The 26,216-nt window shown below is 38.0% G+C and carries 23 protein-coding genes; 7 read left to right on the forward strand and 16 right to left on the reverse strand.

The genetic code is table 11. From position 1 onward, the window contains the following. Positions 1 to 14 precede the first annotated feature (14 nt). The gene (locus GLP24_RS05390) at positions 15 to 2,273 is read right to left on the reverse strand and encodes a peptidase U32 family protein (protein ID WP_232615650.1); all 2,259 of its coding nucleotides are present in this window, start codon (positions 2,271 to 2,273) and stop codon (positions 15 to 17) included. Positions 2,274 to 2,500: 227 nt separating this feature from the next. Here GLP24_RS05390 and GLP24_RS05395 point away from each other — a divergent pair, with 227 nt between their 5' ends. From GLP24_RS05395 to GLP24_RS05405, 3 genes are all read left to right on the forward strand, one after another. Further along, entirely contained in the window at positions 2,501 to 2,692 is a 192-nt protein-coding gene (locus tag GLP24_RS05395; RefSeq protein ID WP_101769050.1) for a hypothetical protein, read from the forward strand. A 263-nt stretch (positions 2,693 to 2,955) separates the two neighbouring features. Then, positions 2,956 to 3,606 (forward strand): LysE family translocator, encoded by a 651-nt coding sequence (locus GLP24_RS05400; protein ID WP_221944100.1) that lies wholly within the window; start codon positions 2,956 to 2,958, stop codon positions 3,604 to 3,606. Positions 3,607 to 3,907: 301 nt separating this feature from the next. Beyond that, the gene (locus tag GLP24_RS05405; protein ID WP_232604092.1) at positions 3,908 to 5,074 is read left to right on the forward strand and encodes a Card1-like endonuclease domain-containing protein; all 1,167 of its coding nucleotides are present in this window, start codon (positions 3,908 to 3,910) and stop codon (positions 5,072 to 5,074) included. A 106-nt stretch (positions 5,075 to 5,180) separates the two neighbouring features. Here the strand turns inward: GLP24_RS05405 and GLP24_RS05410 are convergent, their stop codons facing one another. The 9 genes from GLP24_RS05410 to GLP24_RS05450 all read right to left on the reverse strand — a co-directional run bounded on the left by GLP24_RS05410 (position 5,181) and on the right by GLP24_RS05450 (position 16,729). Continuing rightward, a complete protein-coding gene (locus tag GLP24_RS05410; RefSeq protein ID WP_101769047.1) occupies positions 5,181 to 5,411 on the reverse strand; it encodes a hypothetical protein in 231 nt (76 codons plus the stop codon). A 201-nt stretch (positions 5,412 to 5,612) separates the two neighbouring features. Next, on the reverse strand, positions 5,613 to 6,380 hold the full coding sequence (gene udp / locus GLP24_RS05415) for a uridine phosphorylase (protein ID WP_045036667.1): 768 nt from the start codon (positions 6,378 to 6,380) through the stop codon (positions 5,613 to 5,615). Between the two features lie 391 nt (positions 6,381 to 6,771). Next, entirely contained in the window at positions 6,772 to 9,381 is a 2,610-nt protein-coding gene (locus tag GLP24_RS05420) for a zinc/cadmium/mercury/lead-transporting ATPase (protein ID WP_232615740.1), read from the reverse strand. A gap of 155 nt (positions 9,382 to 9,536) precedes the next feature. Continuing rightward, positions 9,537 to 10,010, reverse strand: coding sequence for a response regulator (locus GLP24_RS05425; RefSeq protein ID WP_045036669.1), 474 nt, complete (start codon positions 10,008 to 10,010; stop codon positions 9,537 to 9,539). A 12-nt stretch (positions 10,011 to 10,022) separates the two neighbouring features. After that, positions 10,023 to 11,348 (reverse strand): ATP-binding protein, encoded by a 1,326-nt coding sequence (locus tag GLP24_RS05430; RefSeq protein ID WP_232615651.1) that lies wholly within the window; start codon positions 11,346 to 11,348, stop codon positions 10,023 to 10,025. 30 nt (positions 11,349 to 11,378) lie between these two features. Continuing rightward, complete coding sequence (locus GLP24_RS05435) at positions 11,379 to 12,794, reverse strand: SLC13 family permease (protein ID WP_101769043.1); 1,416 nt, start codon at positions 12,792 to 12,794, stop codon at positions 11,379 to 11,381. Positions 12,795 to 13,125: 331 nt separating this feature from the next. Then, positions 13,126 to 14,565, reverse strand: coding sequence for an MATE family efflux transporter (locus GLP24_RS05440; RefSeq protein ID WP_373322848.1), 1,440 nt, complete (start codon positions 14,563 to 14,565; stop codon positions 13,126 to 13,128). 187 nt (positions 14,566 to 14,752) lie between these two features. Further along, a complete protein-coding gene (locus tag GLP24_RS05445) occupies positions 14,753 to 15,169 on the reverse strand; it encodes a CBS domain-containing protein (RefSeq protein ID WP_101769042.1) in 417 nt (138 codons plus the stop codon). 243 nt (positions 15,170 to 15,412) lie between these two features. Further along, the gene (locus GLP24_RS05450; RefSeq protein ID WP_232615652.1) at positions 15,413 to 16,729 is read right to left on the reverse strand and encodes a DUF945 family protein; all 1,317 of its coding nucleotides are present in this window, start codon (positions 16,727 to 16,729) and stop codon (positions 15,413 to 15,415) included. A 240-nt stretch (positions 16,730 to 16,969) separates the two neighbouring features. On the opposite strand from GLP24_RS05450, the gene GLP24_RS05455 reads away from it, so the two are divergent. Further along, positions 16,970 to 17,962 (forward strand): 2-hydroxyacid dehydrogenase, encoded by a 993-nt coding sequence (locus tag GLP24_RS05455; RefSeq protein ID WP_152653117.1) that lies wholly within the window; start codon positions 16,970 to 16,972, stop codon positions 17,960 to 17,962. 80 nt (positions 17,963 to 18,042) lie between these two features. Here GLP24_RS05455 and dsdC read toward each other — a convergent pair whose 3' ends face one another. Next, on the reverse strand, positions 18,043 to 18,951 hold the full coding sequence (dsdC, locus tag GLP24_RS05460) for a DNA-binding transcriptional regulator DsdC (RefSeq protein WP_101769039.1): 909 nt from the start codon (positions 18,949 to 18,951) through the stop codon (positions 18,043 to 18,045). A 102-nt stretch (positions 18,952 to 19,053) separates the two neighbouring features. Beyond that, entirely contained in the window at positions 19,054 to 19,653 is a 600-nt protein-coding gene (locus tag GLP24_RS05465; protein ID WP_101769038.1) for a TfoX/Sxy family DNA transformation protein, read from the reverse strand. A gap of 272 nt (positions 19,654 to 19,925) precedes the next feature. On the opposite strand from GLP24_RS05465, the gene GLP24_RS05470 reads away from it, so the two are divergent. The 3 genes from GLP24_RS05470 to GLP24_RS05480 all read left to right on the forward strand — a co-directional run bounded on the left by GLP24_RS05470 (position 19,926) and on the right by GLP24_RS05480 (position 22,719). Further along, the gene (locus GLP24_RS05470; RefSeq protein WP_232615653.1) at positions 19,926 to 20,516 is read left to right on the forward strand and encodes an LON peptidase substrate-binding domain-containing protein; all 591 of its coding nucleotides are present in this window, start codon (positions 19,926 to 19,928) and stop codon (positions 20,514 to 20,516) included. Positions 20,517 to 20,636: 120 nt separating this feature from the next. Then, positions 20,637 to 21,554 carry an HDOD domain-containing protein gene (locus tag GLP24_RS05475; protein WP_101769036.1) on the forward strand — a complete coding sequence of 306 codons (918 nt, stop codon included), beginning with the start codon at positions 20,637 to 20,639 and terminating at the stop codon, positions 21,552 to 21,554. A 265-nt stretch (positions 21,555 to 21,819) separates the two neighbouring features. Further along, positions 21,820 to 22,719, forward strand: a complete 900-nt coding sequence (locus tag GLP24_RS05480; RefSeq protein WP_101769035.1) for a lysine exporter LysO family protein — start codon at positions 21,820 to 21,822, stop codon at positions 22,717 to 22,719. A gap of 80 nt (positions 22,720 to 22,799) precedes the next feature. Here the strand turns inward: GLP24_RS05480 and GLP24_RS05485 are convergent, their stop codons facing one another. From GLP24_RS05485 to GLP24_RS05500, 4 genes are all read right to left on the reverse strand, one after another. Beyond that, the gene (locus GLP24_RS05485; protein ID WP_101769034.1) at positions 22,800 to 23,252 is read right to left on the reverse strand and encodes a YidB family protein; all 453 of its coding nucleotides are present in this window, start codon (positions 23,250 to 23,252) and stop codon (positions 22,800 to 22,802) included. 51 nt (positions 23,253 to 23,303) lie between these two features. After that, the gene (gene lysM / locus GLP24_RS05490; protein ID WP_101769033.1) at positions 23,304 to 23,732 is read right to left on the reverse strand and encodes a peptidoglycan-binding protein LysM; all 429 of its coding nucleotides are present in this window, start codon (positions 23,730 to 23,732) and stop codon (positions 23,304 to 23,306) included. Between the two features lie 377 nt (positions 23,733 to 24,109). Continuing rightward, positions 24,110 to 24,577: an RDD family protein gene (locus tag GLP24_RS05495; protein WP_101769032.1), complete on the reverse strand. Its 468-nt coding sequence runs from the start codon at positions 24,575 to 24,577 to the stop codon at positions 24,110 to 24,112. Positions 24,578 to 24,585: 8 nt separating this feature from the next. Beyond that, positions 24,586 to 26,205, reverse strand: a complete 1,620-nt coding sequence (locus GLP24_RS05500; RefSeq protein WP_101769031.1) for a PTS transporter subunit EIIC — start codon at positions 26,203 to 26,205, stop codon at positions 24,586 to 24,588. Positions 26,206 to 26,216 lie beyond the last annotated feature (11 nt).

The following is a 26,216-nucleotide window of genomic DNA, read 5'->3' on the forward strand; positions in this document are numbered from 1 at the left end:
CCTATTTATCTAAATTACAGACCTTTTTTATATTGTTGGCAAATAGTGCCAACGATAGTTTGCTCTAATATTTGTCGAGCGTTGATATCACCATGGATATAGGTATCAAACAAAGAAACAACCGTTGCTTTATCAGCATTCACTGCAGTTTCCGTTTTAATATCACGTAAATCAATCATAAAGCCCGTAAACTTATTCTGAATCTCAGCCACAATATCAAGATTTAAGAAGTTCTTCGGGTTATATAATGCATTATGATCACCGCGCTGTTTATCAACCACAAATGACGCTTCAGTAAGATTAATGATCGATGCTGACTTATCACATTTACGTAAGCATTTATCATCAAAACGCTTTTTCTTACAGCCTACTGTTTGATGGAATAAGCATTGACGGCTCATTAGCAACATCATCGGGTGATAAATACTGTAATACAATTCAAACTCAGCAGGTGCTGCAATAGGTTTAATTTGTGAACGTTTGATCTCATTAGAAATAAACGCCCCAACGCAACCAAACTCTTGCTGTAAGCATTCAAGGCTCAAACTGTTACTGATATTCATTTGAGGGCCAGCCACCCACGCTAAACCTAACTGATGCGCCGCATAACCGACACCACTATTATTGGTTACAATACGTGATGGCTTAACGTGTTCAAGGAACGTCACTGCCGCTTGATAATTATCGCCAATTAAAATCGCAGGGAACCAAGGAATAAGCTGTGGATTTTCTTGGAACAGACTAACTAATTTTAACCCTTCCATTGCCATCGCTTCTGGCAATTGATAATACACTGCGGTATCTGGCTGACTCACAGCAATAATATCAGCAGGATTAGCAATCAAGACCGATAATCGTGGTGTCATCGTCGATAATGGCTGACGAACAGTTTTCGGTAATTCAAACGCTTCAACCAATGGTTGATCGCCATTTAACCCACATGCAATTTGATCGCGCATTTGCGTTAATTCTTTAAATGGCACCACCACATCTGCCGCTAATTGGCTTAAATTCATTGACGATAACAAGTATTCACCATTATTTAAGCTACGGAAGCGTTTTTCAAAACAATCGCTATCAAGTACCGTATTATCAGATTGACGCAATAACGAGGTTGATGCCACTTCAAACTGTTGTAGCGGTGTCGTTACTTGAAGAATAAGCGGCTGTCCAACCTGACCGATAATCGTGAGTTCTAATACTAATAAACTAATGTCTAGATCAGCAATTCGCTCTTCAACAGTTTGAATGATCGTAGTTTTGTCATCATATAGCTTTTGCTTAACCGCTTGAATTTCAGTCTCAGATTTAGCATCAGCAATCTGTGCAAAGTGATCGACAGAGTTATCGCGTGGATTATCGATAAACATCGCTTTATTAATATCACCCATTAAGTATGAGTTAGAGAAATCGCGATTAAAGACAGTGTATAACTCACGTGTATCCGCCAATAATGGCTTTTGATTACAATAATTGTCTAATTGACGGCTCCAATTATCCACCACGGTATAAACGTAATGTGATTTTTTGATGCGTCCTTCCACCTTCAATGAATACACCCCAGCATCCGCTAAGGCTTCTAAATTTGAAAACGCAGAATTGTCTTTCATATTTAATGGATAATCTTTACCAACCGCCGTCGTTTGATATTGATCTCGACAAGGTTGGCTACAACGACCACGGTTACCTGAGTTACCATTTTTAGCCGAACTGATATAACACAACCCAGAAAAACCAATGCAGTATGAGCCGTGAACAAACACTTCCATTAACACATTATGTTGATGTCCAAACTGTGCTAACTGTTTTATCTCTTTGATATTAAGTTCACGCGATAAATTTACACGGCTCGCATTAAGCTGCCCCATAAATAAAATTTGGCCTTCATTATGGCTATTAACTTGGGTTGAAGCATGGACATCAAGTGTTGGAAAATGTTGCTTAATTAAGTGAAATAGCCCTAAATCTTGTAAGATAACACCATCAATTTTAGTGTTAACTAATTTATTCAATAACCGAATAACAGCAGGAATTTCACTTTCAAGGATCATGATATTAAGCGTAAGAAAAATCTTACAATCACGTTGGTGTGCAACACGAACAATGCCATTTAAATCTTCAAAGGTAATATTCGTTGCACGATTACGGGCATTAAAATTATCTAATCCACAATAAATAGCATCCGCACCCGCAACGATAGCCGCTTTAATCGACTCTATATCACCGCCCGGCGCTAACAACTCAAAGTTACTTCTCATCGCGTTATTACCCATTTATAACCGTGCCTTTCAAAAAACGTATCAATTTTGTGAACGGCTATTCTACTCATGAGGGCGATTAAGTCCAATTTTGGAAAATAAATCACATCTTACTGTCGGTTTTAATCACTTTTTATTCGTAAACAATTTTTACAAATATTCCTTATTTAAATAAATATCGATACTATGCATATATTCAAATCTTTTACTGATTAATCGAAACAATAAGGATAAAAATAATAATGACAACTCAACAGCCACAACTAACCGAAACACAAAAATCAGCTATCGACGAAATGGTTATTAACCGTGTCAATGCAATGAACAATGATGCAGTACTGTGTGAAGCAATTGATGATAAAGTACACAATATGGAAGAGCATCTAAAAGCTTACTTTCATGAGCGTTTTCATTTCCATAGCAAGAAAGCATAATAAAAGTCAGTCAAAATAGACCAACAAAACCAATTATTCACTGATCACATCAACAGTATTTTTTATTGTTAGTGATCAGTCCTTCCCTAACTTAACGCCCAAATAAAACCATTAATATTAACAAATTAATAACGTAAAACGGACGATTAACATACATAATCAAGTCAAAGCAGTAAAAAACACTTTCTATTGATTGTAACTCATGGAATGGAACTATTTATTGTGTAAAATATAGACTTCTACACTATAACGTTGTTTTTACCATGATTGATTTAAATGTATTACCGCTTTACCTCACCGCTGTAATTGCTCTACTACTCATTCCTGGACCTGACATGTTACTTATTGCCAGTTCAAGCTTAACTTACGGTCGCAAAGTCGGTATTTATGCAAGTTTAGGTAATGCAACCTCTGGTATTTTATTAACCATTCTAGCGGCTCTTGGGGTATCAGCACTTATCGCAATGAACCCAATCGCATTGCATGTTTTACGTTTAGTTGGCGGCGCGTATTTATTAAAAATGGGCTGGGATTGTATGCGCAGTCACCCAGATGACGCGCCTCAAGAATTAGAACAATCCAATAAAATGGCATCAACGTTATACCGTCGTGCTGTCTTTACTAATCTACTTAATCCTAAAGCACTCATTTTCTTTGTGCTGTTCTTACCACAATTTGTTTCAACCCATGTTGCAACATCCTCTGGCGAACAGATGCTAATTCTTGGGTTATTACTAAATGTATTAGGGTTATTATTTAACTTATTTTTAGTCACAACGATTGGTATTTTTGGAAAATCGTTATTGAAGAATGAAAAATTCCGTAATAACCAACATAAATTTATGGGTTTAATCTTCTTCGTACTGGCTATTTGGCTATTAGCTTCACAATTACCAACACCACCAAGTATGTAAATTATTATTGATAACTATGTTTTCAACAAAAAAAATGCCATGAATAACGATGGCATTTTAGAAAATCTCAATATTTAGATAAAAAAAACGCTTAAAAATAGACTATTAGACAAAATAACTGAATAAGTAATATTTCCGATTAATGTGTGCATTATTAGTTTATAAATTTTGACTTGAATTTTGCACTAAAAAACCGCATATACTTACCTTAGATGTGTTGCGCACACTTACTTTTACATTTCTTTTATTTAATGCGCATCACCATATTACGCCCTGTATGTTGGGCGCATTAAGGATTACTATGATTACTCACGTTGGCATTATTGATCAGGATCCTGTCCGTCTGATCACTCCATTATTAGATGAAGCAGTACCTGCTGATAAAATGATCTTTATTGGTACAGAAAAACAACAACAACAATATGATCGACTCGCTTCTATTTTAACTTCACGTAATATTATTGTTGAATTTTTTATTATTCCCGACATTATCAATGTCACTCAAATTAGACAATGTTTGAACCAACTTGCTGAACAATTAAAACACGACAGCCGAGATGTGTGGTTTAATGCTAGCTGTGGTTTACGTCACCGTTTATTATCTGCTTATGAAGTCTTCCGCTCTTTCCATTGGCCTATCTACGTTATTGAGCCATTCAGTGATGAAATGTGCTGGTTTTTCCCTAATGACCGTGAACAACAACAAGTTCAAGATCGTATTCAAATCTCTGATTATTTAACTATTTTTGGTGCACGTTGTGAATTATCTGACAATCCAATGCCAGAATCTCTGAACGACCAATTATGGGAATTAGGCCAACGCTGGGCAAGTTCTGCATTAGAATTAGGCCCAGGTTTAGCAACACTTAATTATCTAGCAACAACCTGTCGTAAAGAACAGGTATTAAATGTTGAGTTAAGTGAAAAGCAACAGGGCTATAAAGAACTTGGCACGCTCCTAACTGATTTAGAAGAAACAGGCCTTGCAACATACCACGATGGTATTTTGACATTTAAACATGAAGAGGCGCGTCGTTTTGCTAACGGTGAATGGTTAGAAAGCCTAGTTCACAGTACGGTTCGTGCAATTCAAAACGAATTACCGACAATTCAAGATCACTCATTGGGCGTGCAGGTTTACCGTAAAATTGGTGACCGTGAAGTGCGTAATGAACTTGATGTAGCAACTATCGTTAATAATAAACTGCATATCATTGAGTGTAAGACTAAAGGTATGCGTGATGATGGCGATGATACCTTGTACAAACTAGAATCATTACGTGACTTGCTAGGTGGCCTACAAGCGCGTGCAATGCTTGTAAGTTTCCGTCCTCTACGTCATCACGATTTAGTTCGCGCACAAGATTTAGGGTTGGCAATTATTGGTCCAGATCAACTTGGTGAATTATATACTCACCTTCATGATTGGTTGAAAGGTGCAGGTGGTCAGGCACATAACCCAGCATAGTTATCTGTAAAAATAATAATGTTCATTGATCAAAAAAGGCCTTTTTCACATAAGGCCTTTTTATTGAATCAAAGATTGAGCGTCGCTTAATGCCGTTTAGCGTTACTTATCCAAGTCGATTAAAAACAACCCCTGCCGCTTGTGGTTTTTGCGTATGGTGCTGACCATCATCTAATAATAATGTCACTATCGTGTAGTTTTCTCCTACTGTTGCAATAATATCTCTTACAACAAACACATCATCTAAATAAGCAATTTTCATCTGTAATACAGGTGAAATAGGTAATGCAATGGTATCTTGACGTCCATTCGGAAATATAATTTTATAATCAATCATGTTTATAACTTCACTAAGCTCAACAAAATACTATTCTACAACAAAATAGAGCTAATGGTTAAATTCACCAATAGGTTATAGCGTATTATCACGTTGTTTTTAATTATAGCTATTTACCTTAAACGTAAAAAAGCCGACAGTAATAAAATACTATCGGCTTTTAGAATATCTAAAATAAATCAGTGCGTTATTAAAAACGACTTATTTCGTTAGCATTTGACGAGCAGCTTCAACAACAATCTTAATTGAACGAGCTTCAGTTGCTTTTAATGTTGCGTGATCAGGAATTTCTTTTTGAGTACGATTAATAATAACGCCCGCAACACAACCTGCACGTAAACCAGAACTTGCACACATAGTTAATAATGTCGCAGATTCCATTTCAAAGTTCAACACGCCCATTTCTTGCCACTCTTTCATAGAGCCTTGGAAACGACGTACTACACGGCCAGAGAATGTGTCGTAACGCTCTTGGCCTGGGTAGAAAGTATCACTAGAAGCGGTAACACCAGTATGCACAGTCGCACCAGCATCATCACATGCTTGTTTCATTGCGGTTGCTACAGTGAAATCAGCCACAGCAGGGAATTCCATTGGAGCAAAGTGTAGACTTGCACCATCAAGACGTACAGAACCCGTAGTTACAATCATATCGCCAGGGTTGATATGCGGTTGAATAGCACCGGTTGTGCCGACGCGAAGAAATGTATTAACACCTAACTGTGCTAATTCTTCCACAGCAATAGACGTTGATGGACCACCAATACCCGTAGAACAAATAACGACAGGCTTACCATCTAGCTGTGCGCGGTACACGGTGTATTCACGAGCACTTGCTAGGAATTCAGGGTTTTCCATTAGGTTGGCAATTTTTTCCACACGAGCAGGATCACCAGGAATAATCGCTAATTCAGCGCCGTTAAGATCCGCTTTATTAACACCTAAGTGGAACACTTTATTGTCAGACATAATGATACCCTCTAAATTTAATCGCTCTGATTGTAGGAACAGAGATGGATAATTATCGTTAATTTTTGTGGTTTGACAGTAAACGTAATACGCAACATAACAACAACGTCTGTCAAAATCTAATGTAAAGATAACGGAAGCTAGAACTGTTTTTAGTGAGCTAATTCACATTAACTAAAAGCAACATAATTTTTAGTTACAAATTAACTTGATGTATATCACAACAAAACGTTTACCTATCGAATCCATCACAAAAAACAAGCAACTTCATCATAACCTTTACCACTGTTATTTACGCTTAATAATAGCCATAAATAAAAAAGCAGAATGGTGTTTAACCCATTCTGCTTATCATAATTATAAAAATAAGACGATTATGTTATTAGCAAAATCATTCTTTTGGTTTAAATCGTAATAGGCGCAAAGCATTTAACGTAACCAAAGCCGTTGCACCACTATCCGCTAAGACTGCCACCCATAGCCCAGTAACGCCCAATATCGTTGTCACTAAGAAAATACCTTTAAGTCCCAGAGCAAGACCAATGTTCTGACGAATATTATTTAAAGTGGCTCGTGATAATTCAATCATTACGGGTAATTCTGACAATCGGTTATGCGTAATCGCTGCATCTGCGGTTTCTAATGCCACATCAGTACCACCACCCATCGCAATACCGATGGTCGCAGTTTTCATTGCTGGCGCATCATTAATACCATCACCAACCATCGCTACACTGTGTAGATCATTAAGCTTGCGAATTTCAGTCACTTTGTCTGCGGGTAACAAACTCGCACGATAATCTATATTAATCTCTTTCGCAATTGCAGCAGCAGCCCGTGCATTATCACCGGTTAGCATTACTGATTTAATACCTAACTGATTAAGCTTTTCTATCGCAATTAAGGCATCTTCACGTAAATTATCCCGCCATGCGACTAATCCTACAGGTTGTGCATTACGCACTGCAACCACCAGCGTTTTACCTTCATTTTCTAAATCAGTTGCTTGCTGCTGTTGCGCAGCTGTGAGCACAATATCTTGAGGTAAACGATCAGCGGCACATAATAAAAATTTATCGCCTTCAGTAATACCTTGAATACCTCGCCCGACTAGGGTTTCACGCTCTGTTGCTTCAACCACTGATAACTGCTTTTCTTGAGCACGATTAACCACCGCTTTTGCTAATGGGTGTAATGATCCCGCTTCAATCGCTGCAGCTTGACGTAATAATTTCTCGTCGTCGTTATCCCAACAAATCATGTCCGTGACAACAGGTTTACCTTCAGTCAGCGTACCTGTTTTATCAAACGCAACCACTTCAATATGACCCAATTGTTCTAACGCCGCTCCCCCTTTAATTAATGCACCACGACGTGCCGCCGCCGCCAAACCTGATGTAATCGCAGCGGGAGTAGAGATAACTAATGCGCACGGACAAGCAATCAATAATAACGCTAAGCCTTTGTAAATCCATTCATCCCAAGATTGACCAAATACTAATGGTGGAATAATAACCACCAGCGCAGCCAATAAAATCATACTTGGCGTATACCAACGGCTGAATTTATCAAGGAAACGTTCTAATGGCGCTTTCCGTAATTCAGCATCTTCGATCATATGCAAAATACGATCGATGGCATTATCACCTTGAGCTGAAATAATGGTTAAGCGCACCACTTTATCCGATGCCATACTACCTGCCATGACTTTTTCGCCAGGTGTACGTTCAACAGGTACAGACTCCCCCGTTAATGCACTTTCATCAAAACTGGCGACAACATCAAGAACTTGACCATCGGCGGGTAAACGTTCACCCGGTACAACTTCAATCACATCACCGGGTTTTAACTCAGCCGCAGATCGTTTGGTTTTTGAACCATCAGCCGAAATAACCGTTGCTTCTTCTGGTACTAAATCCATTAATGCTTTGACGCCACTACGCGCCCGAGAAGCCGCATAACCTTCTAATTGTTCACCAATAAGGAACAAGAAGATAACCATTGCCGCTTCAGCCGTTTCACCAAGGTATAAAGCACCAATAGCGGCAATCGACATCAATGTTTCAATTGAAAAAGGCGTGCCTGATTTGGTTAAAACGACAGCTTTTTTCAATATAGGGAATAAGCCAACAATGGTAGTCAGCGTAAACGCAAATAACCCAACTTCTGCAGAAACTGTTTTATTTAAGACAAAAGAGATCACCATCATCAATGCGATAACAATCACAGACAAATGCTGAATTAAGAAAGATTGGGTCGGTAGGTCAGCGGCTTTCGTTGTTGTAGAAACTAACGTAAAACCAGTTTGTTTAGATTTATTTTCTATTTCAGATTTTAGCGTTTCAGGATCAGTCTGCTGATTATCATGAATATTAACAATCAATTTTTCAGTCGCAAACATCACTTTTGCTGTATCGACAGCCGCTAATGACATGATGGATTTTTCAAGTTTAGCCGCGCAGCTAGGACAATCCATGCCTAACACTTTCCAGCTGAACGTTTTGCCATGAGCACTATTTGTTAGCGATGCTTCTAATGCTAATTCTTGTTCTTTACTCATAGTAGGACTTGAACAGCATTGGCCACTGTGAGCATGTCCGCTATGATCGTGGAGACTATGATCGTGATCATCATGATTATGCGCGTTCTTAGCATCGGAATCGTGACCATCACAATGGTTAGCGTTACTATGCTGATATTTATTTTGATGAGCCGTCTGATCACAAGCTGAAGCATGCGCACCAGTAATAGTAAAACTATTCTTGTTTGTTACGGCATAGATATCATGATGCGTTGTCGTTGAGCAACAACCACCAGCAGCGGGACCTTCAGTGTCGTTATCACCACACCCTTCAGAATCTTTATTGGTCGAGCAACACTCAGAATTTATACTCGAACAACAATCAGCCGTTGCTGCAACCACCGTTACGGTTGCTTGATTAGCAACCGTTGATTTTATTGTATGAATATGATCTTTTTTATTATTACATTGAGCACACATCATCGTTCTCCTTGGGTGCTATTCAGTTTTACTGATGATAATTATAAACCTTTGAGTTAAGACCAAGGTCAAGCAAAATAGCCACATATCACGGTACTCAAGTGATAATAATTATCAAAAAATCAGTAAATATACGTTACACCCTCAGAGTTCAATTAACGTAAACGTCGTAAAACAGTTGCATTATCAATTACATCGCCCCAGAGCGTATAATCTAGTCCCATATCAAAAATATATTCTGTCACTAATGTTCGCACACAGTTAACCAATACCTCAGTATCCCATGGTTTTTCAAAATAGCTTTCGATACGGGCTTTATTAATCGCAGCAATGGTATCTTGCTGGGTAGCTTGCCCCGTTAATAATACTTTTTTAGTATGTATAAAGCGGTTGTCGTTTGCCACTAACGTCAATAACTCAACGCCGCTTTTACCCGGCATCACATGATCGGAAATAATAACCCCAATAAATTCACCCTCTGCATCAAGTTCATCCATTAACGCTAATGCTTCATCCGCTGACTCACAATCTTCCAATAAAAAAGACGGCTCAAACTCAGCTAAATCTTTTAATACTGCACTTAACACTTCACGTTGATCATCAACACAAATAATAGTGATTTTTTCCATAATAACCGTCCTTTACGTTATTGGTAATTTGATTCTAAATGTTGTTCGTTGATGATCGCTTTTAACGACTATAGTGCCCCCATAACTATTAACAATACGTCGAACTATTGCTAATCCCAATCCTAAGCCAAACGATAATCCGCCTTTTTTCGTACTAAAATTTGGATTGAATATTTTACGACGCGTAGCTTCATCGATCATCGGTCCATTATTAGTAATAGTGACTAACAACTTATTTTTTACACTTCGCGTAATAATTTCAATTTGTGGATTGTCAGTATGTTCCATTGCATCACATGCATTCTTGATCAGGTTAACCCAAATCTGTACCAACTCAGTGATGCTAGCGGTTACAGGTGGTAAAATTACAGGTCGTAATACCACATCAACATAGCGTAAATTACTTTGTAATAATGTTAACGATTTATGTAATGTATCCGTGATATCAACATTCGGTATTCGTGCGTGATCACCACCACCAAGCTGTTTTACTGATCGTACAATACTGGCGGCATGTCGTGCTGCAAGTCGTATATCACGCAAATCACGGCCGCTATCCCAACATATTAAGGCAGCATCAATATCTTTAAGCCAATCAGCAGGAACATCACCTTCGGGTAATGCACGCGCAAGGGTTCGAGCTTGTTCTCGACTCAATGTATACTGCTGCTGTAATACTTTGCTGCGTTCACGAACTTGGGCTGAACTAATACTTTGACCATGATCGATACCATGTTGTAAAAATGGTCGCATTTGAGGCTGATTATCATCAACAAACTGGCTGATCGCGGTTTGGATATTCTCCGTTTTACTACTAATCACACCAATCGCATTATTAAGCTCATGAGCAATCCCTGCCGCTAATTGACCTAATGTGGTCATTTGTTCAGTGGCATACAATTTCTGCAACGCTTTTTCTTTTTCTAGTGCCGCTATTCCAGTAAGCATCTGCCGCATCGCTAACTCATGCACCATTACAGGCATAAATTGCTCAGCTAATGAACCATAATGCTCAGGCTCAACCGCTTGGGTCGATAAATCAATCCAAGCAATCTCACTGTCTTTTTCTGCAACAACCGTCGTAGAGGCAACAAGTGTTTGAGCAAAAAAACTGTGTACGCCAAAGAACATCCCTTCTTTGACCACAAACACCTGCGCACTTAAATCATTTTCTTTACTATTTACATAGCCTGATAACTCACCTTGTTTTACCCAATATAAGCGATCGTTATACCCATCTTGTCGCAAAACCTCCGTGCCAGCAGCAACAGCAATCATCGACTTAGGATCTTGAAAATAGGTATCAATGATCCGTCGCAGTGCTTTGGGTTGATTCATAGCATCATCCTTGATCTAACGTTAACAGCACTAAATATGATCGATAACTTGTAACCCCCAAATCATCACAAAACTTAATAACACCCCGACGACACCGACAATCGCACCTATTCGAGCCATTTGATTACTTTCAACATAACCCGTTGCATGTGCTAACGCATTAGGCGGTGTACTTATCGGTAATGACATACCTAACGATGCAGCAAAAGTCACCACCAGAATCAAGGTAACTTCACCACCTAATGGTGTTAATGACGTCATCGATGTTCCCAATGCCGCCATAATGGGCATTAATAGGTTTGCCGTTGCGGTATGTGACATAAAGTTAGCCATTAATAAACACAGTATCGCGGCACCAAGCAAGACCACATAAGGTGAGAAAATATCAAATGGAATACTATGCACTACCAATTTAGCCAAACCAGTTTTATCTAACGCTAAACCAAGCGCAATACCACCAGACACTAACCACAATACATCCCATGAAATTTTCTTAAGATCTTCCTTATTGATAATCCCCGTTATCGAGAAAATTGCCACCGGAATTAACGCCACCGTATAAGCGTTCATGCCATGCATTGAGCCCATTAGCCACAACATAATAGTGACGGCAAATGTCACATAAACCGTGATCGCTTTTGGGGTTTTTAGAAACTTACCTTGGATAGTCAATTCAATTGATTGTTGCGTTGCAGGATAAAGTTTATTAATCAACCACCACGCAAATACCAATAACACCGCGACAAAAGGCACGCCAAAGAACATCCACTCACCAAAAGTAATCAGATTTTCTCCCGTCAGATATTTCAGAGCAATCGCATTAGGTGGGGTGCCGATAGGTGTTCCAATACCGCCAATATTAGCCGCAACAGGAATAGATAACGCAAAGGCTATTTTACCGGGGTCTTTAGCACCAAATAAGGTAATAACTGGCGCTAAAATAGAGAGCATCATCGCTGTTGTTGCGGTGTTTGACATAAACATTGAAAAAACAGCGGTAATCAACATTAAACCGAACATGACATATTTAGGTTGTTTTCCAAACGGCCGTAATAACACCCGTGCTAAGTTAACATCTAAACGGTATTTCGTTGCTGCCATCGCCAAAAAGAAACCGCCAAGAAATAACATAATAATCGGACTCGCAAAGGTCGCCATTATTTCGCTATAACTCATTAAATTACCAAACTGAGGCTGCCCTTGATCAAGCCTAAATAAATACAGACTTTTATCTGACAGTAATAATAATTCCAGCACAATAATCACAACAGACGTTGCATAAATAGGAATAGGCTCCATCACCCAACATAATGCCGCTAATAGAAAAATAGCAATCACACGTTGCTGAATCACCGTTAACCCTTCAATAGGAAAAGCTGATGCCGGTAATAACAAAACAATTAATGGGATCAGAATAGGTATGATATAGCGAAGATTTTGACGCATAGAACATTATTCCCTTAAACAATAAATACGCCATCACCTTTATTTTCCTTCGATTAAAGGTGAAGTGTAATGGCTAAACTAACACGACTGATAATAAGTAATTGCACAATGACCACTACCTCATAACTACAAGCTAATAATTGTTAGTGTTATTATTGTCGCTGGCTATTGTTTTTATTTCATCGAGTTAGATCAATAAAGCGATGAAATAATTGCTATTTAGCTAAAATAACGATCATATTCCAACAAGAAAATTGTCGTTTATCTCTCAGGTAACATTGAGAAAGTGAGTAATATCACGCAAATAAGATATCACTCAATAAACACTTTTTTATTTTTCTCTTTTTTGTATCGAGCTATCATGATGATGTTCAAGATCAACCGCCAACGTTTCTTCCAAAACATCCTCAGTCCCCATATACGTCCGTGAAGAACAAAATGGAGCGACAGGTACCAATGGGGTTAATATGTCATTATTATCCAATCGTTGTTGTTCATGAGTAAGCCCCATTTTCTTAACTTGATAAATAACTAACCCAAAACCAATAATACCAAACACAACCGAACCGACAGCTTGACCAATTAATACTCCACTTGCACCTGCAATATGCCCACCAATTAACACAAAAGGAATGGTGCCAAAGGTTGCTTTACCCATATTTAAAACTGTTGACCATGTCGGTCGATTAAGATTATTAAAGGCTGCATTTGCCACAAATAATGCACCATTAAAAATAAAAGTAATTGCAATCAAACTACAAAACACACCGACAATTTCAGCCGCATCACCAGTGAGACTAAACATCGCTATCAACAAATCTTGACCAAACCAAAGTAATAACGAGACTCCAACACAATAAATTGCCGTAAATAACATAGCATCACGTAATATTTGATTAATTCTATCCCAGCGTTCACCACCAAAATTTTGACCAATAATCGGCCCAACGGCACCCGATAATGAAAAAACTAACGCAAAACAAACAGGCATAATACGTCCAATAACCGCATAACCTGCAACAAAACTCTCACCAAAATGGGCGATATTACTGGTAACAACAGCATTACCAATTGGGGTTGCGGTATTAGTTAATATTGCAGGTAATGCAATTTTAACCACTGTCGGTAATGCCAATTTAAAGCTAGTAAGATTCGGTTTGGCAACTAATTGATGCTTATAGACCACCGCATACAAGGAAAAACACATTACCGCTAATCGCGCAAACACCGATGCAATGGCCGCACCTTGCATACCCATTGATAATCCAAAAATAAACAACGGATCTAATACTGCATTAACGCCACCACCAATTAATGTCGCCACCATTGAACTTCGTGCATCACCAATTCCACGCAATGCCGCACCCGCTGACATAGAAACAGCTATCAATGGCGCACTGGGTAATAAGATCACTAAATATTGGGTTGCCGCTTTAGCAACCGCACCTTTAGCACCAATTAAATCCAGTAACAGTGGCAACTGCCATAACATCAAGCTAACGACAGTAATACTGATAATAACAGCAAAAATCATCACATTACTCGCCATCATGCGTGCTTGTTGACGATCATTTTTACCTAGCGCACGTGAGACTAGCGCCCCCGCAGCAATAGATGTACCGATAGAAAGAGAGGTGGAAAAAAAGACTAACGTTCCGGCAAAACCAATCGCAGCAGCAAGTTCTATTTGTCCTAACATGCTAATAAAAAACATGTCGAGTAAATCAACTAAAAACAGGGCCATTAAACCAATAGCCCCCGTTCCTGACATCACTACAATGTGACGCATAATAGAACCCGTTAAAAATTTAGCGTGGCTATTCTCTGCTGTATTTTCTTTGTTCACAACGTCTCCAAATCGGCATTATGACACCCTAAAACAAGGCCATAATAATCAATAAAAAAGGCGCTCTGAGCACCTTTTTTATTACTAATCTACAAATATGTTTATATATTGATCACAATGGATGTTTAAAGCAAGCCCCTATCTGATTACTAATTGCGGTTAATACATCACGGCGGGTAATCACTCCCACTAAACGACCATCATCAACAACAGGATAAATTTTAGGCTTTTGCCCCGTCATCGTTTCAGCTAATACAATAATTGTATCTTCACCAGAAACGGTCAATACATCAGTCTGCATACACTCACTAACGGTATGACTATCTTGACAGTGGTAACCCACTTTAAGCAGTTTATGGATCATGTCTTGTTCTGAGATAAAACCTACTACTTGCTTGTGTTCATTAATAACAGGTCCACCAATCTGTTTCGCCGTTAACAATTTATCTAATGCTGCGGATAACGACAGACTTTCAGTAAATGTAACTGGACGAACATTCATATAGTCTTTTACTTTTAATGATTCCATACCTTCCCCACCATGTTTTATTCTGTTGCGGATCAGATTTAATTACTTGATATCTTAATTAAGATAAATCTGCACCTATAATGTTAAGTTAAGTCTAAATATTTAAATTTACTAAATATCAATGTTCTATTTTAAACATCTTAATTAGAAAAAATCATAACATCATGATAATTAAGATATTAAAAAACAAAAAAAACGCTCACTAAAAAAGTAAGCGTTTTTGCCGAACCTACTCAAAGAAACTTATTGCAGGAATAATGCCATCATTGCTAATGGTAGTTTGGCTCCAGAAGAAAATTCCACTTGATCAGCAATGATTTTCACCTGAAGTTGATAGTTATCATCTTGTTTAGTCACAATTTTTTGATTCACTAATACCGGTAATTTCGCCGCTAATAATGGTTCTTTAGCCACTAATGCTTCAGGAATAACAATATTGATATTACCGCTTAATTGATCTGTAACTGCAGTAAGATTGGTTGATGCATGCTCTAATCCAGGCTTAATATTGAGCAGTATTTGAGCATTAACCGTTCCCTGTGGGGTCTTAACACTTAGCTGTGATAAATCAACGGTTGCACCATGAGCTATCAATAAATCTAACGCTACCATTGCTTGTTTAATTTGAGCAGGATTTTGTGCTGCTTGTAACGATTGCTCCATTGTCGCTAGTTGACTAATCGCTTTATAATTCAGGTCTTTTAGCGCCAATTTAAAGGCAATATCTTTATACTGTTGGCCATCAAGCGTGGTTAATTTTGCAACGTTAATCGTATTGGTATTAGTCACTTGCTGAGTTGCTTCTGTTGGCGTTTTCTCACCCTTTGGCTGACTTAATGCATTATTCATAGCAACATTCACACCATCAATAGCAATAAATTGGTGCTGATCAGCGGCTGTGAATTTAGCATGTTCTAAACTAAAGGTTTGATGTCCAATCCAGAAATTACCTTGCATTTGGCCTTTACCTTCACCATTGATGCCTTTTACGATCATGCTTTCTTTATCAAGGGTAGAAACGGTTAATTCAGGTAAATTATAACTAAATTGACTCTTACTATTTTCAGGATCAAATTCACCTTTAACCACCAATTTTTTGCTGATCGCAGTTACACCGTCGTCATGCGTGTAATCCATTGGATTCACCGTCATCACAAAATGGGTTGTTCCCGTAAAACCAGAATCAGTAACCATTTGCATTGGCGCAACATTTTTGCCCCAAATTTGATTAACTAGTGGTGCGCTTTTTTTATCAATCACAAATTCACTGGTTGATTTTACGCCTAAAAAGCCATTATCAATATGGTGACTAACTAACCATACAGTCGGCAATCCTTGTTCTGCAAACGCCGTTTTTAATTGATTTTTAAGCTCAATACGAGACACCGCATTTGACGATAAATAGCCTCGCTCAAAACTTTTATTGGTAATAGACATATAAGGACTATGATAATTTTCAACCGCCCTCATATAGATACTCTGTCCGATTTGACCTGTTGCTAATGGGCCACATGCAATGATCGCAACCGCGCCTGCACTGGCAAGAATTTTTTTCAACATATTGAATCCCAAAAAATAAAGTAAGTTGCAACAAATAATCTAAATCATAACATGAACCAATTCGTCACAGCAGCATAACCATAACCGTTATTTTAGTACGGTTATTTTGTCATACAAATGATTTACTATTTACAATAAAGTTGTTATCTTGATCACATAATAACCGTGTAAGTTAGTCAGATATTAAGGTTTTATACTTAATAATGACTGAATAACAGACTGTGTTTTTGGAGTGATATTATGAAAATAGCTGTGTTTAGCACCAAAGGGTATGACCAGAAATCATTTGCTCATACTAATAAACAATTCCATCAACAGCTCACTTATTTTGAATTTCAACTCAATCATCACACTGCAAAAATGGCTGAAGGTTTTGATGCTATTTGTGCTTTTGTTAATGACGACCTCAGCGAGCCTATTCTCAAGATATTGGCAGAGCAAGGGGTGAAAATTATCGCTATGCGTTGCGCAGGCTTTGATCGCGTTGATCTTGAAGCTGCCAAGGCACTCAATTTACAGGTCGTTACTGTTCCTGCTTACTCTCCAGAATCTATTGCCGAGCATACCCTCGGACTAATGTTAAGCCTTAACCGTCGAATTCACCGCGCTTATCAACGGACTCGCGATGCCAATTTCTCGTTAGAAGGCTTAACGGGTTACAATTTTCATGGTCGTACCGTTGGGGTTATTGGTACTGGTCGTATTGGTATTGCAACAATACGTATATTAAAAGGCTTAGGCATGAATATTCTTGCTTATGACCCATATCCAAACCCAATCGCACTTGAATTAGGTGTTACCTACTGCACCCTTGATGAAATTTACGCACAAGCAAATGTAATCACCCTTCATTGCCCAATGAGCAAAGAAAATTATCACATGCTTAACCGTAAAGCATTTGCAAAAATGCGTCGCGGAATGATGATCATCAATACTAGCCGTGGTGGCTTACTTGACTCAAGTGATGCAGTTGAAGCACTTAAAAGTGGTATTATTAGTGCATTAGGCGTTGATGTTTACGAAAATGAAAAAGATTTATTCTTCCAAGATAAATCTAACGACATTATTCAAGATGATGTTTTCCGTCGTTTATCGTCATGCCACAATGTACTGTTTACAGGGCACCAAGCTTTTTTAACTGAAGAAGCACTTGGCAGTATTGCTCAAACTACATTAGAAAGTATCACTAGCTTTGAAAAAGGTGAACTTTCAGGTAATGAACTCATTAAATAAACCGAATGGTTACGATAATAGTTAATGAATAATAAGAAAGGCGCATAATGCGCCTTTTTTTGATCATCATTGCATTGCTATTACGTATTAATCTCACTGATAAGCCAATCTTTAAAGGCTTTAATTTTCGGTGACATTTGCATATCTTGACGACAAACAACGTAGTAACTATGTGCCGAACTCATCGTCATATCAAAAGGAGAAACTAACCGAGCCGTAGCCAACTGTTCTGCTACAAAAGATTGTCTTGCCATTGCGACCCCCATTCCCGTTGTTGCCGCCTTAATAGCTAAATCAGCACGATCAAAAGTACAACTATTATCGGGTAATGAGACATTGAAATGTTGAGCCCAAAATTGCCACTCATCATTACTACCAGCCCTCGCCCATGGCGCAGCATCATGTAACAATAAACAATGCATCAAATTATTAGGCTGATCATACAGTTTGTTTTTTAATGCATAATCATGACTACATACGGGAAACATGGTTTCTTCAAGCAATTTATCAACGGCTAAATTGGGATAAACGCCATTTCCAAAATAAATCGCACAATCATAACTTTCAATTTGAAAATCAACTAAATCATTCCGAGTACGTAAATGAATTCGCAAATTGGGGTATTTATCAATAAAAGATGTTAAACGAGGCACTAACCATGTTTGGGCAAAAGTCGGTGGTGCTGAAACGGTAAGATCACCACTTAAATCCGTACTTTTTAAATCACGGATCTCATGAATAATATTACCAAAATTAGACGCTAAGACTTGCTTTAAACGCTGCCCTTCATCAGTCAATACTAACTTTCGATGTTGCCGAATAAATAATTGAACATCTAAAATATCTTCAAGATTCTTAATCTTATGACTCACGGCACTTTGTGTTAAACATAAAATCTCAGCAGCGCGAGTGAAACTCATTTGATCTGCGGCAATCAAAAAACAATGTAATCCAGAAAGAACAGAACCTGATAATTTAGATAATTGCATACGTTAGCCATAACAACATAATTTTTTCAAGCATAGCAAAAAAACAACTTATTCTCAGCTACATCGGCTTAATAAACTTATACAATCAATTAGCTATATGAATTAATGTATTTGTTGACGATATTCATCTAATAATTGTTGCTTACAATCTTCACTCAATAACTGCCAATGTCCACCTTGAATCGCACCAGCAAATATCCACAACAATTTATAATCTAATTCCTGACCATTATGCTCACATACACGCTTAAATACATTTACGGCACCAGCATTAAAAAAAGTATCTACATCTAATACACCGGCTTTTTTTACCATACGTTCAAGCGTTAAACGCATATTAGGTAAATCACGCAAACGGCGGTTTGATTCCGCAGCTTTAACGTTTTTATCACGACAAGAAAAGGCAATTGATTCTGTCACCAATAAGTCACATTGCAATTGATCAGTTAAAAATAATTTATTGATCTCATAATAATTAACTGTCGCCGTTTTACTTTTCTTTACATGTCTAAACCTTTCACAACCAGAGCGAATTAATTTATCATCAAGTTCATTCCCTCCGCGAATATACATTGAGTTAGGTGTTACGATGGCAAACATAGCACTATTAATAAAAATACCCGTACCACCAAACATTGATCTTTTTTCTTGTTGACCAAATTTAGATAAATAATTCAAATAATCATCTTTTATTAACGTCATCGCTCATGCTCCAGATATTATCCATAACAACTAAAAACACATCAAATATTTAACATTCTCAGTGTCAATCATTTGACAAGCTATTTTATGCTCATAGCTACAACATATGATACAACGAGCATTCGAATATGAGATTACTCGCATATTTTTAGTCGAAAATTTATGAAACAAATTAACAATTAGCCCTTTTTTATACTTACCCTCGATTAAATATATAGTGCTAACCTTAATAAGGTTTCTTGTAAGCGAATCTAAAACAACAAGGATAAACTATGAATACCATCGCATTATTACCTCATAATGAGCATTTATTGCCAGAAGGACGGCTGAAACTTGTTATTTCAAGAATCTGTGATATGCGAATGGTAACAGAAGCAATAACGAACAATCAGCCCTTTGCATTAGGGATGATTGCAAACAAGAGTTCACCAGAAACCGTTACCAGTATTCCAGCAATCGCAACAACGGCTGCTATTATCGATTTTAATGCTCTTAATAGCGGATTATTAGAGATCGTCGTTGAAGGTATCAATAAAATTTCAATCTCTACACTGACAATGGCCCATGATAAGTTACTGACTGCTACCTATCAACGTAGCCATAATTGGCCGACTATTAAAATAAATACCAATAACAAATTACTTGCCGACAAACTCAAATTGTTGTTTATATCAATACCAGAAATTAGTCAATACTATCCGCAACCTAACTACCAAAATGCCACTTGGGTTTGTCAACGTTGGCTAGAACTATTACCTATCGATATAAAACATAAACAGTCTTTAATCCATCATCAAACTGCCGATATTACAATTAGCTTCCTATTACAACTGCTACAAAATCACAACTTAATTAATAATTAAAAATAATAGCCTGATTCAATGCGCTAACCGTTAACTATGTCAAAAAAATGAGAGGTCGTACTTTGTAGATCGCGCAACAATGAGTACACTGATCACACCTCTTACCACTGTAATAATTCGATGTCACATTTATCTTTTTTTTGGTTAGAAGCTAATAACCACCACCATATTCGGGCTATTCAGTCGAATCTTTGTTATTCCATAAAAAAAGCAGCACGTCATAACAGATTAACCTTACCATCCATTCCAGATACGTTATTAACATTGAATATATTATGCAAAAACTCTGAAACAACCGTGCATGATGTTGCGAACTTATTAATCGATGATCCGGTATTAACGGCCAATATTATTCGAACCGCTAACGCTGCAATATTTAATCGCCGTAATATTGTCTGTCATGACATCCTTACCGCAGTATCGCGCTTAGGTATTATTCGAATTAGAGAGATCATTACAGCTCAAATAATTTATTCATTAAAAAATACCACGATTGAAAATATTGAATGTAACCAACTTCTTAAAAAGAGCGCATTTCATTCACGTCAATTTGCAGCAACCATGGCACTTATTTGTCAAAAAATGCATATCTATAGTAATAAGCCATTTAAGCTTGAACCAGAGAAAGCCTTATTAACTGGTCTGTTAGCGGATATTGGTTTATTTGGCTTAATTAATGAATATTCACAATTTATTAAACAAGGAAATTATCTTGATTTTAATATTGCCAAATATATTTTCCAGGATAACTGTGCATTAACCAGTAAAATTGTCCTTAGCCAATGGGGTTTTGATGCGGATTATATTGCTGTCGCGACCAACACCATAACGACTCACCATGATAGTGATATGAGTTATTTAACTATCGCTCGCATGGCACATCACCTTCTATTATTTAAAGCCAATGATGCTGCCATAAATGAACATGAGGTTGAATTAGATCTCACTGGCGCTGAAATAATGTATGAATTAACCAATCTGTCAGATCTTGAATTTGAAGAACAATTAAAGCAGATCACTCATAGCTGTGGTCTTTAATTGCATTAGTTATTTTGTTTATCTCTGTGTTCGTCTAATCCCCCCGTTAGACAATACGTTTAGACACATATATACACACTTTTTCTGATACTTTACCCAACTTCCTTCCTCTTGATATATATACTCTTTCTGCGTCCTTATGTTATATTCATCACAAATTTAATGCTTAATCTTTAATCACTTATTATGGTGTTGTTAAAACAGTATTACATTAAGATATTTAGAATGTCATTTTAAACGCAGTTTTATACATCTAAGGATAAATATGTTATCGGGGATCCTGCTTATTTTTTTACCATTGGTGCTGGGATATTTAATTCCTATAAAAAAAACCAATATTATTGAATTTATCAATACTCAAACAAGCCGTTTAGTTTTGGTCATTCTAGCCTTAATGGGATTAAGTTTAGCTGGACTCGATAACCTTAGTCAGAATTTAGGCCAAATTCTGTTATATACCTTTACCTTTTTTATCTCTATTTCGGTATGTAACCTACTCGCGCTACCATGGCTCGATCGTTTATGGCCGACACCAACATCACATGTTCACCGTAAGCTGCCCTTAGCAAAAATGATGCAGGAATCGTTAAAATTAGTCATCGTCGTTGCGCTAGGATTAATTATCGGACTGCTGTTAAACGTTGATCTATCGTGGGTAGAGCAAGCGAGTGAACACATATTATTATTACTGTTATTTTTTGTGGGCATTCAGCTTCGCAATAGCGGCATGACACTGCGACAAATCATCCTCAATAAAAAAGGCGTTATCATTGCGGTGGTCATTCTCGTGACCTCATTATTAGGTGGTGTAATTGCAGCATTATTACTTGATATTCCGATTAACAATGGCTTAGCAATGGCATCTGGTTTTGGTTGGTATTCATTAGCAGGAATATTGATTGGCGATGGTTTAGGCAGTATTTATGGTGGCGCGGCTTTTTTAAATGAGTTACTACGTGAAATGCTGGCATTAATGATGATTCCATTACTCATTAATCGCTATCCCAACACCGCAATTGGTTATGCAGGCGCGACCGCGATGGACTTTACCCTACCCGTCATTCAAAACAGTGGTGGTATTCGCTGTGTGCCAATTGCAATTGTTAGTGGTTTTATTTTGAGTATGTTAGTGCCTATTTTAATCCTCTTTTTCTTATCGCTATAAAAAATAAAAACCTCAGCCAATTAAGCTGAGGTTTTATCAAGGTATTCGTAATAAGTTATATTAGCTTTATCTAATGTAACTTATTTTTTACCAAATAAACTGGCTGCTATATTAAACAAACCAGACACACCACCAACCGCATTTAATAGCTCACCCGCAATTTCACCCGCTGGGCTTGCGTTATCAACCATACTAGGAAGCGCTTCACTTAAGCCTGTTTTGGCCTCTTGTTCTGGAATATTCAATTCATTCGCAAAATCAGATAACTGCGAGCCTGAAAAAATATTGGTAATATCATCTACCGAGATAGCATGATTTTCACCATTGCCAAGCCAGCTTTGCAATACATTCGCAAGGCCCGCACCATCGATAGATGACAATAGTTGTTCAAAATTGATACCTTGACCATTCTCATCACCCCCAAGTAAACGAGACAGTGCTGAGACAATAGATCCTTGGCTTAATCCATTGGTATTTGCTTGTGACTGGCTAAATAACTGTGCGCCAATTTCTAGTATTTTTGCAATATCCATACATATCCTCGTTTACTTTATTAATGTGGAGTGATTAATGTTTACGCTTAATTATGCTTGAGTAATACGTAGTTTTTGTCCAGCAAAAATCAAATCTGGGTCTTGAATAACTTCTTTGTTTTCTTCGAAAATTTGCTCGTACTTAGCGCCATTGCCTAGTGTTTTCTCGGCAATCTTCCACAAGCTATCACCCTCTTCAACAACGTAGTAAGTCACATTGCTTGTCTCTTCTGGCGCTGAAATGTTATCAACAACACTTGCGATGCCTTTAGTGTTACCCGCCATTAGAATTGCTTTTTCGCGAGCCGCAGCTGAATCGGCAGAGCCCGACAAGGTAGCAACGCCATCTTCAACGCTTACTTGTAAATCGCTGATACCCGGATTGTTTTCTTCAATATGCTGCGTAATTTTTACAGGTGCTTCATCTTCATTGGAAAATAATTTATGACCAATATCACGAGCAAAATCTAATAAACCCATTGTTTTCTTCCTTTATTAACTGCTTTATTTTTAATGCAGATTATTTGTATAGACCGCAAAAGAGTAATGACCCTACTGATTAAAAGATAGCGTTCAGCAGTGAAAGCTATCTTTCCAATAATGAAAACAAGGTGAAATTCAACAAATAAAAACAAACTTTCGACTTATAATCACCCTAATATTATAAATTACGATCAAAAAACACCCAAAACAAAGCAACCACAATAAACACATAAATATAAAACACTGTTTAAATAAAGCACCAATAATCGCACAAAAAAACAACAATCTTGAGTCTAGCAGCAACAATGACATTAAAAAAACACAAAAAAAAAGCCACAGCGTAATGCTGTGGCTTTCGTATTTATGGTGATAACTTAACGCAATATAGCTGTCGTGTGATTAGTACGATCATGCCAAGGTAGATGTGAGAAAGCTAAATATTGAGCCCCACAATAAAGTGGATATAATCCCAACGTTGCGACACAAAGGTAAATTTTATTAAACTCACGCTTTAAGTAACGTTGCTTCGTCAATGGCTGATCATCTGTTGCTACAATCTGCACACTTAATAAGTAACGCGATAATGACGTACCTAATAAACGATAACAGATCCATTGATAGCCCATAAAGACACCAATAAATAACAACATTACCCCCAGAAATAATAACAATAATGCAGGTAATGCCATGGCGTCGTTTAACGAAAACGTCGCGCCAGTACCATTAGAGATATAAGCAATAATACCAAGGTAGAGGTCGCGACCAACCATCGCGAACATCTGCACTATTGCCATATCAATCATAAAAGTACCAATACGTCGGTATTTTAATTTAAAGCTCATTAGCGTTCTTACTTACCCAGTTTCGCGTTAATCTGTGCTTTAAATCCAGCAGCTTGTGCACCATAGATAGCTTGAATACCTGTATTACCAATCTTCACTAAACCCTTCGCACCTAAATGCTCAGTCCAATATTGATTATCTTTTACTAAATCACCGTCTTTAACAGTAATACGTAAACGGGTAATACACGCATCAACATCAACGATATTATCTTTACCGCCAAGTGCGCTAATCATCTCATCAGCGTGAGCGTCATTCGCGCCACCCGCAGCTTTTGATGCGTGGTAATCTTTCTTACGCACAACGGCAACAGCACTACCCTTACGACCGGGTGTTTTAACGTCGAACTTCAGAATAAACCAACGGAACAAGAAGAAGTACACCGGGCCATAAATCAGACCAAGTAGCGGAATGTAGTACCAATGGTTCTCAGTACCCGTTAGACCTGGCAGCATACCAAACAAGGCGAAGTCAATGAAACCACCGCTGAATGTCATACCGACTTTAACCTGTAGCAAGTCCATGATCATAAATGATAGACCAGCAAGAGGCACGTGGATGAAGTAGTAAAGTGGCGCAGATAAGAATAGGAACGTAAACTCGATTGGCTCAGTAATACCTGTTAGGAACGCAGTTAGCGCAACAGAGAATAATAGACCACCTACCGCAGTTTTATTTTCTTTATCTGCAACAGTGTACATAGCGTAAGCTGCTGCTGGTAAACCAAACATCATGAATGGGAACTTACCCGTCATAAAGTTAGTTGCAGAGAACTGCGTGTAATCGCCATTCGCTAATGAACCAAAGAAAATGTTTTGTGTACCTTTGTAAACATGACCTGCGATTTCAGCAGTGCCACCAATTTCTGTCTGCCATAATGGAAGATAGAATACATGGTGTAGACCAACAGGGATCAGCGCACGTTCAATAATACCAAAGATGAATGATGCAATATAACCGTGACCAGACGCCGTCATTTCACCTAGCATTGCACCGATAGAACCGAATGCAGCACCGATGTATGGCCAAATAAATACTAATGCGATACCGTAAAATAATGCAGAGAATGCACTAATGATCGGAACGAAACGTGCACCACCAAAGAAACCTAAGAATTCAGGTAACTTAATATTATGGTATTTATTGTGAAGCACAACAGTAATACCACCAGCAATAAGACCACCAAATACACCCATACTCAGTGTGTTTTGAATACCAAGCACATCAGCTAATACGCCAGCATAATGGTTGCCCATTAATATCACTGTGTTGTTGGTGGTATCAACCATACCCGCAACAGTCAATGTTTTTGCAATCGCAACGTTCATTACAAGATATGCAATGGTAGCCGCCAGTGCCGCAGCACCCTTTTCTGCGCGGGCAAAACCGATAGCAATAGCCAGTGCGAACATTAATGGTAAGTTTGCGAAGACGATACCGCCAGCTGCGGTCATAACCTGTAGGAAACTATTTAAAAGTGTTCCGTCTTGCAAAATACCAATTTGGTACGCTTCAATCATACTTTGGTTCGTAAAACTACCACCAAGCCCTAGCATAATACCAGCGGCTGGCAGCAAGGCTATCGGTAGCATTACAGCTTGAGATAACTTACTGAAAAAGGCTTTCATTACCTTGTCTC

This window comes from Photobacterium carnosum (assembly GCF_021236965.1).
In the GTDB taxonomy this organism is placed as follows: domain Bacteria; phylum Pseudomonadota; class Gammaproteobacteria; order Enterobacterales; family Vibrionaceae; genus Photobacterium; species Photobacterium carnosum.

Coding starts and splice junctions, on each gene's coding strand:
- GLP24_RS05410 (WP_101769047.1), bottom strand. CDS start 5,411: ATGATTGATTATAAAATTATATTTCCGAATGGACGTCAAGATACCATT.
- GLP24_RS05435 (WP_101769043.1), bottom strand. CDS start 12,794: ATGCGTCAAAATCTTCGCTATATCATACCTATTCTGATCCCATTAATT.
- GLP24_RS05475 (WP_101769036.1), top strand. CDS start 20,637: ATGTCACATTTATCTTTTTTTTGGTTAGAAGCTAATAACCACCACCAT.
- GLP24_RS05400 (WP_221944100.1), top strand. CDS start 2,956: ATGATTGATTTAAATGTATTACCGCTTTACCTCACCGCTGTAATTGCT.
- GLP24_RS05485 (WP_101769034.1), bottom strand. CDS start 23,252: ATGGATATTGCAAAAATACTAGAAATTGGCGCACAGTTATTTAGCCAG.
- GLP24_RS05420 (WP_232615740.1), bottom strand. CDS start 9,381: ATGTGTGCTCAATGTAATAATAAAAAAGATCATATTCATACAATAAAA.
- GLP24_RS05470 (WP_232615653.1), top strand. CDS start 19,926: ATGAATACCATCGCATTATTACCTCATAATGAGCATTTATTGCCAGAA.
- dsdC (WP_101769039.1), bottom strand. CDS start 18,951: ATGCAATTATCTAAATTATCAGGTTCTGTTCTTTCTGGATTACATTGT.
- GLP24_RS05390 (WP_232615650.1), bottom strand. CDS start 2,273: ATGGGTAATAACGCGATGAGAAGTAACTTTGAGTTGTTAGCGCCGGGC.
- GLP24_RS05425 (WP_045036669.1), bottom strand. CDS start 10,010: ATGGAAAAAATCACTATTATTTGTGTTGATGATCAACGTGAAGTGTTA.
- GLP24_RS05500 (WP_101769031.1), bottom strand. CDS start 26,205: ATGAAAGCCTTTTTCAGTAAGTTATCTCAAGCTGTAATGCTACCGATA.
- GLP24_RS05495 (WP_101769032.1), bottom strand. CDS start 24,577: ATGAGCTTTAAATTAAAATACCGACGTATTGGTACTTTTATGATTGAT.
- GLP24_RS05445 (WP_101769042.1), bottom strand. CDS start 15,169: ATGGAATCATTAAAAGTAAAAGACTATATGAATGTTCGTCCAGTTACA.
- lysM (WP_101769033.1), bottom strand. CDS start 23,732: ATGGGTTTATTAGATTTTGCTCGTGATATTGGTCATAAATTATTTTCC.
- GLP24_RS05430 (WP_232615651.1), bottom strand. CDS start 11,348: ATGAATCAACCCAAAGCACTGCGACGGATCATTGATACCTATTTTCAA.
- GLP24_RS05405 (WP_232604092.1), top strand. CDS start 3,908: ATGATTACTCACGTTGGCATTATTGATCAGGATCCTGTCCGTCTGATC.
- GLP24_RS05465 (WP_101769038.1), bottom strand. CDS start 19,653: ATGACGTTAATAAAAGATGATTATTTGAATTATTTATCTAAATTTGGT.
- GLP24_RS05395 (WP_101769050.1), top strand. CDS start 2,501: ATGACAACTCAACAGCCACAACTAACCGAAACACAAAAATCAGCTATC.
- GLP24_RS05480 (WP_101769035.1), top strand. CDS start 21,820: ATGTTATCGGGGATCCTGCTTATTTTTTTACCATTGGTGCTGGGATAT.
- udp (WP_045036667.1), bottom strand. CDS start 6,380: ATGTCTGACAATAAAGTGTTCCACTTAGGTGTTAATAAAGCGGATCTT.
- GLP24_RS05440 (WP_373322848.1), bottom strand. CDS start 14,565: ATGTCAGGAACGGGGGCTATTGGTTTAATGGCCCTGTTTTTAGTTGAT.
- GLP24_RS05450 (WP_232615652.1), bottom strand. CDS start 16,729: ATGTTGAAAAAAATTCTTGCCAGTGCAGGCGCGGTTGCGATCATTGCA.
- GLP24_RS05455 (WP_152653117.1), top strand. CDS start 16,970: ATGAAAATAGCTGTGTTTAGCACCAAAGGGTATGACCAGAAATCATTT.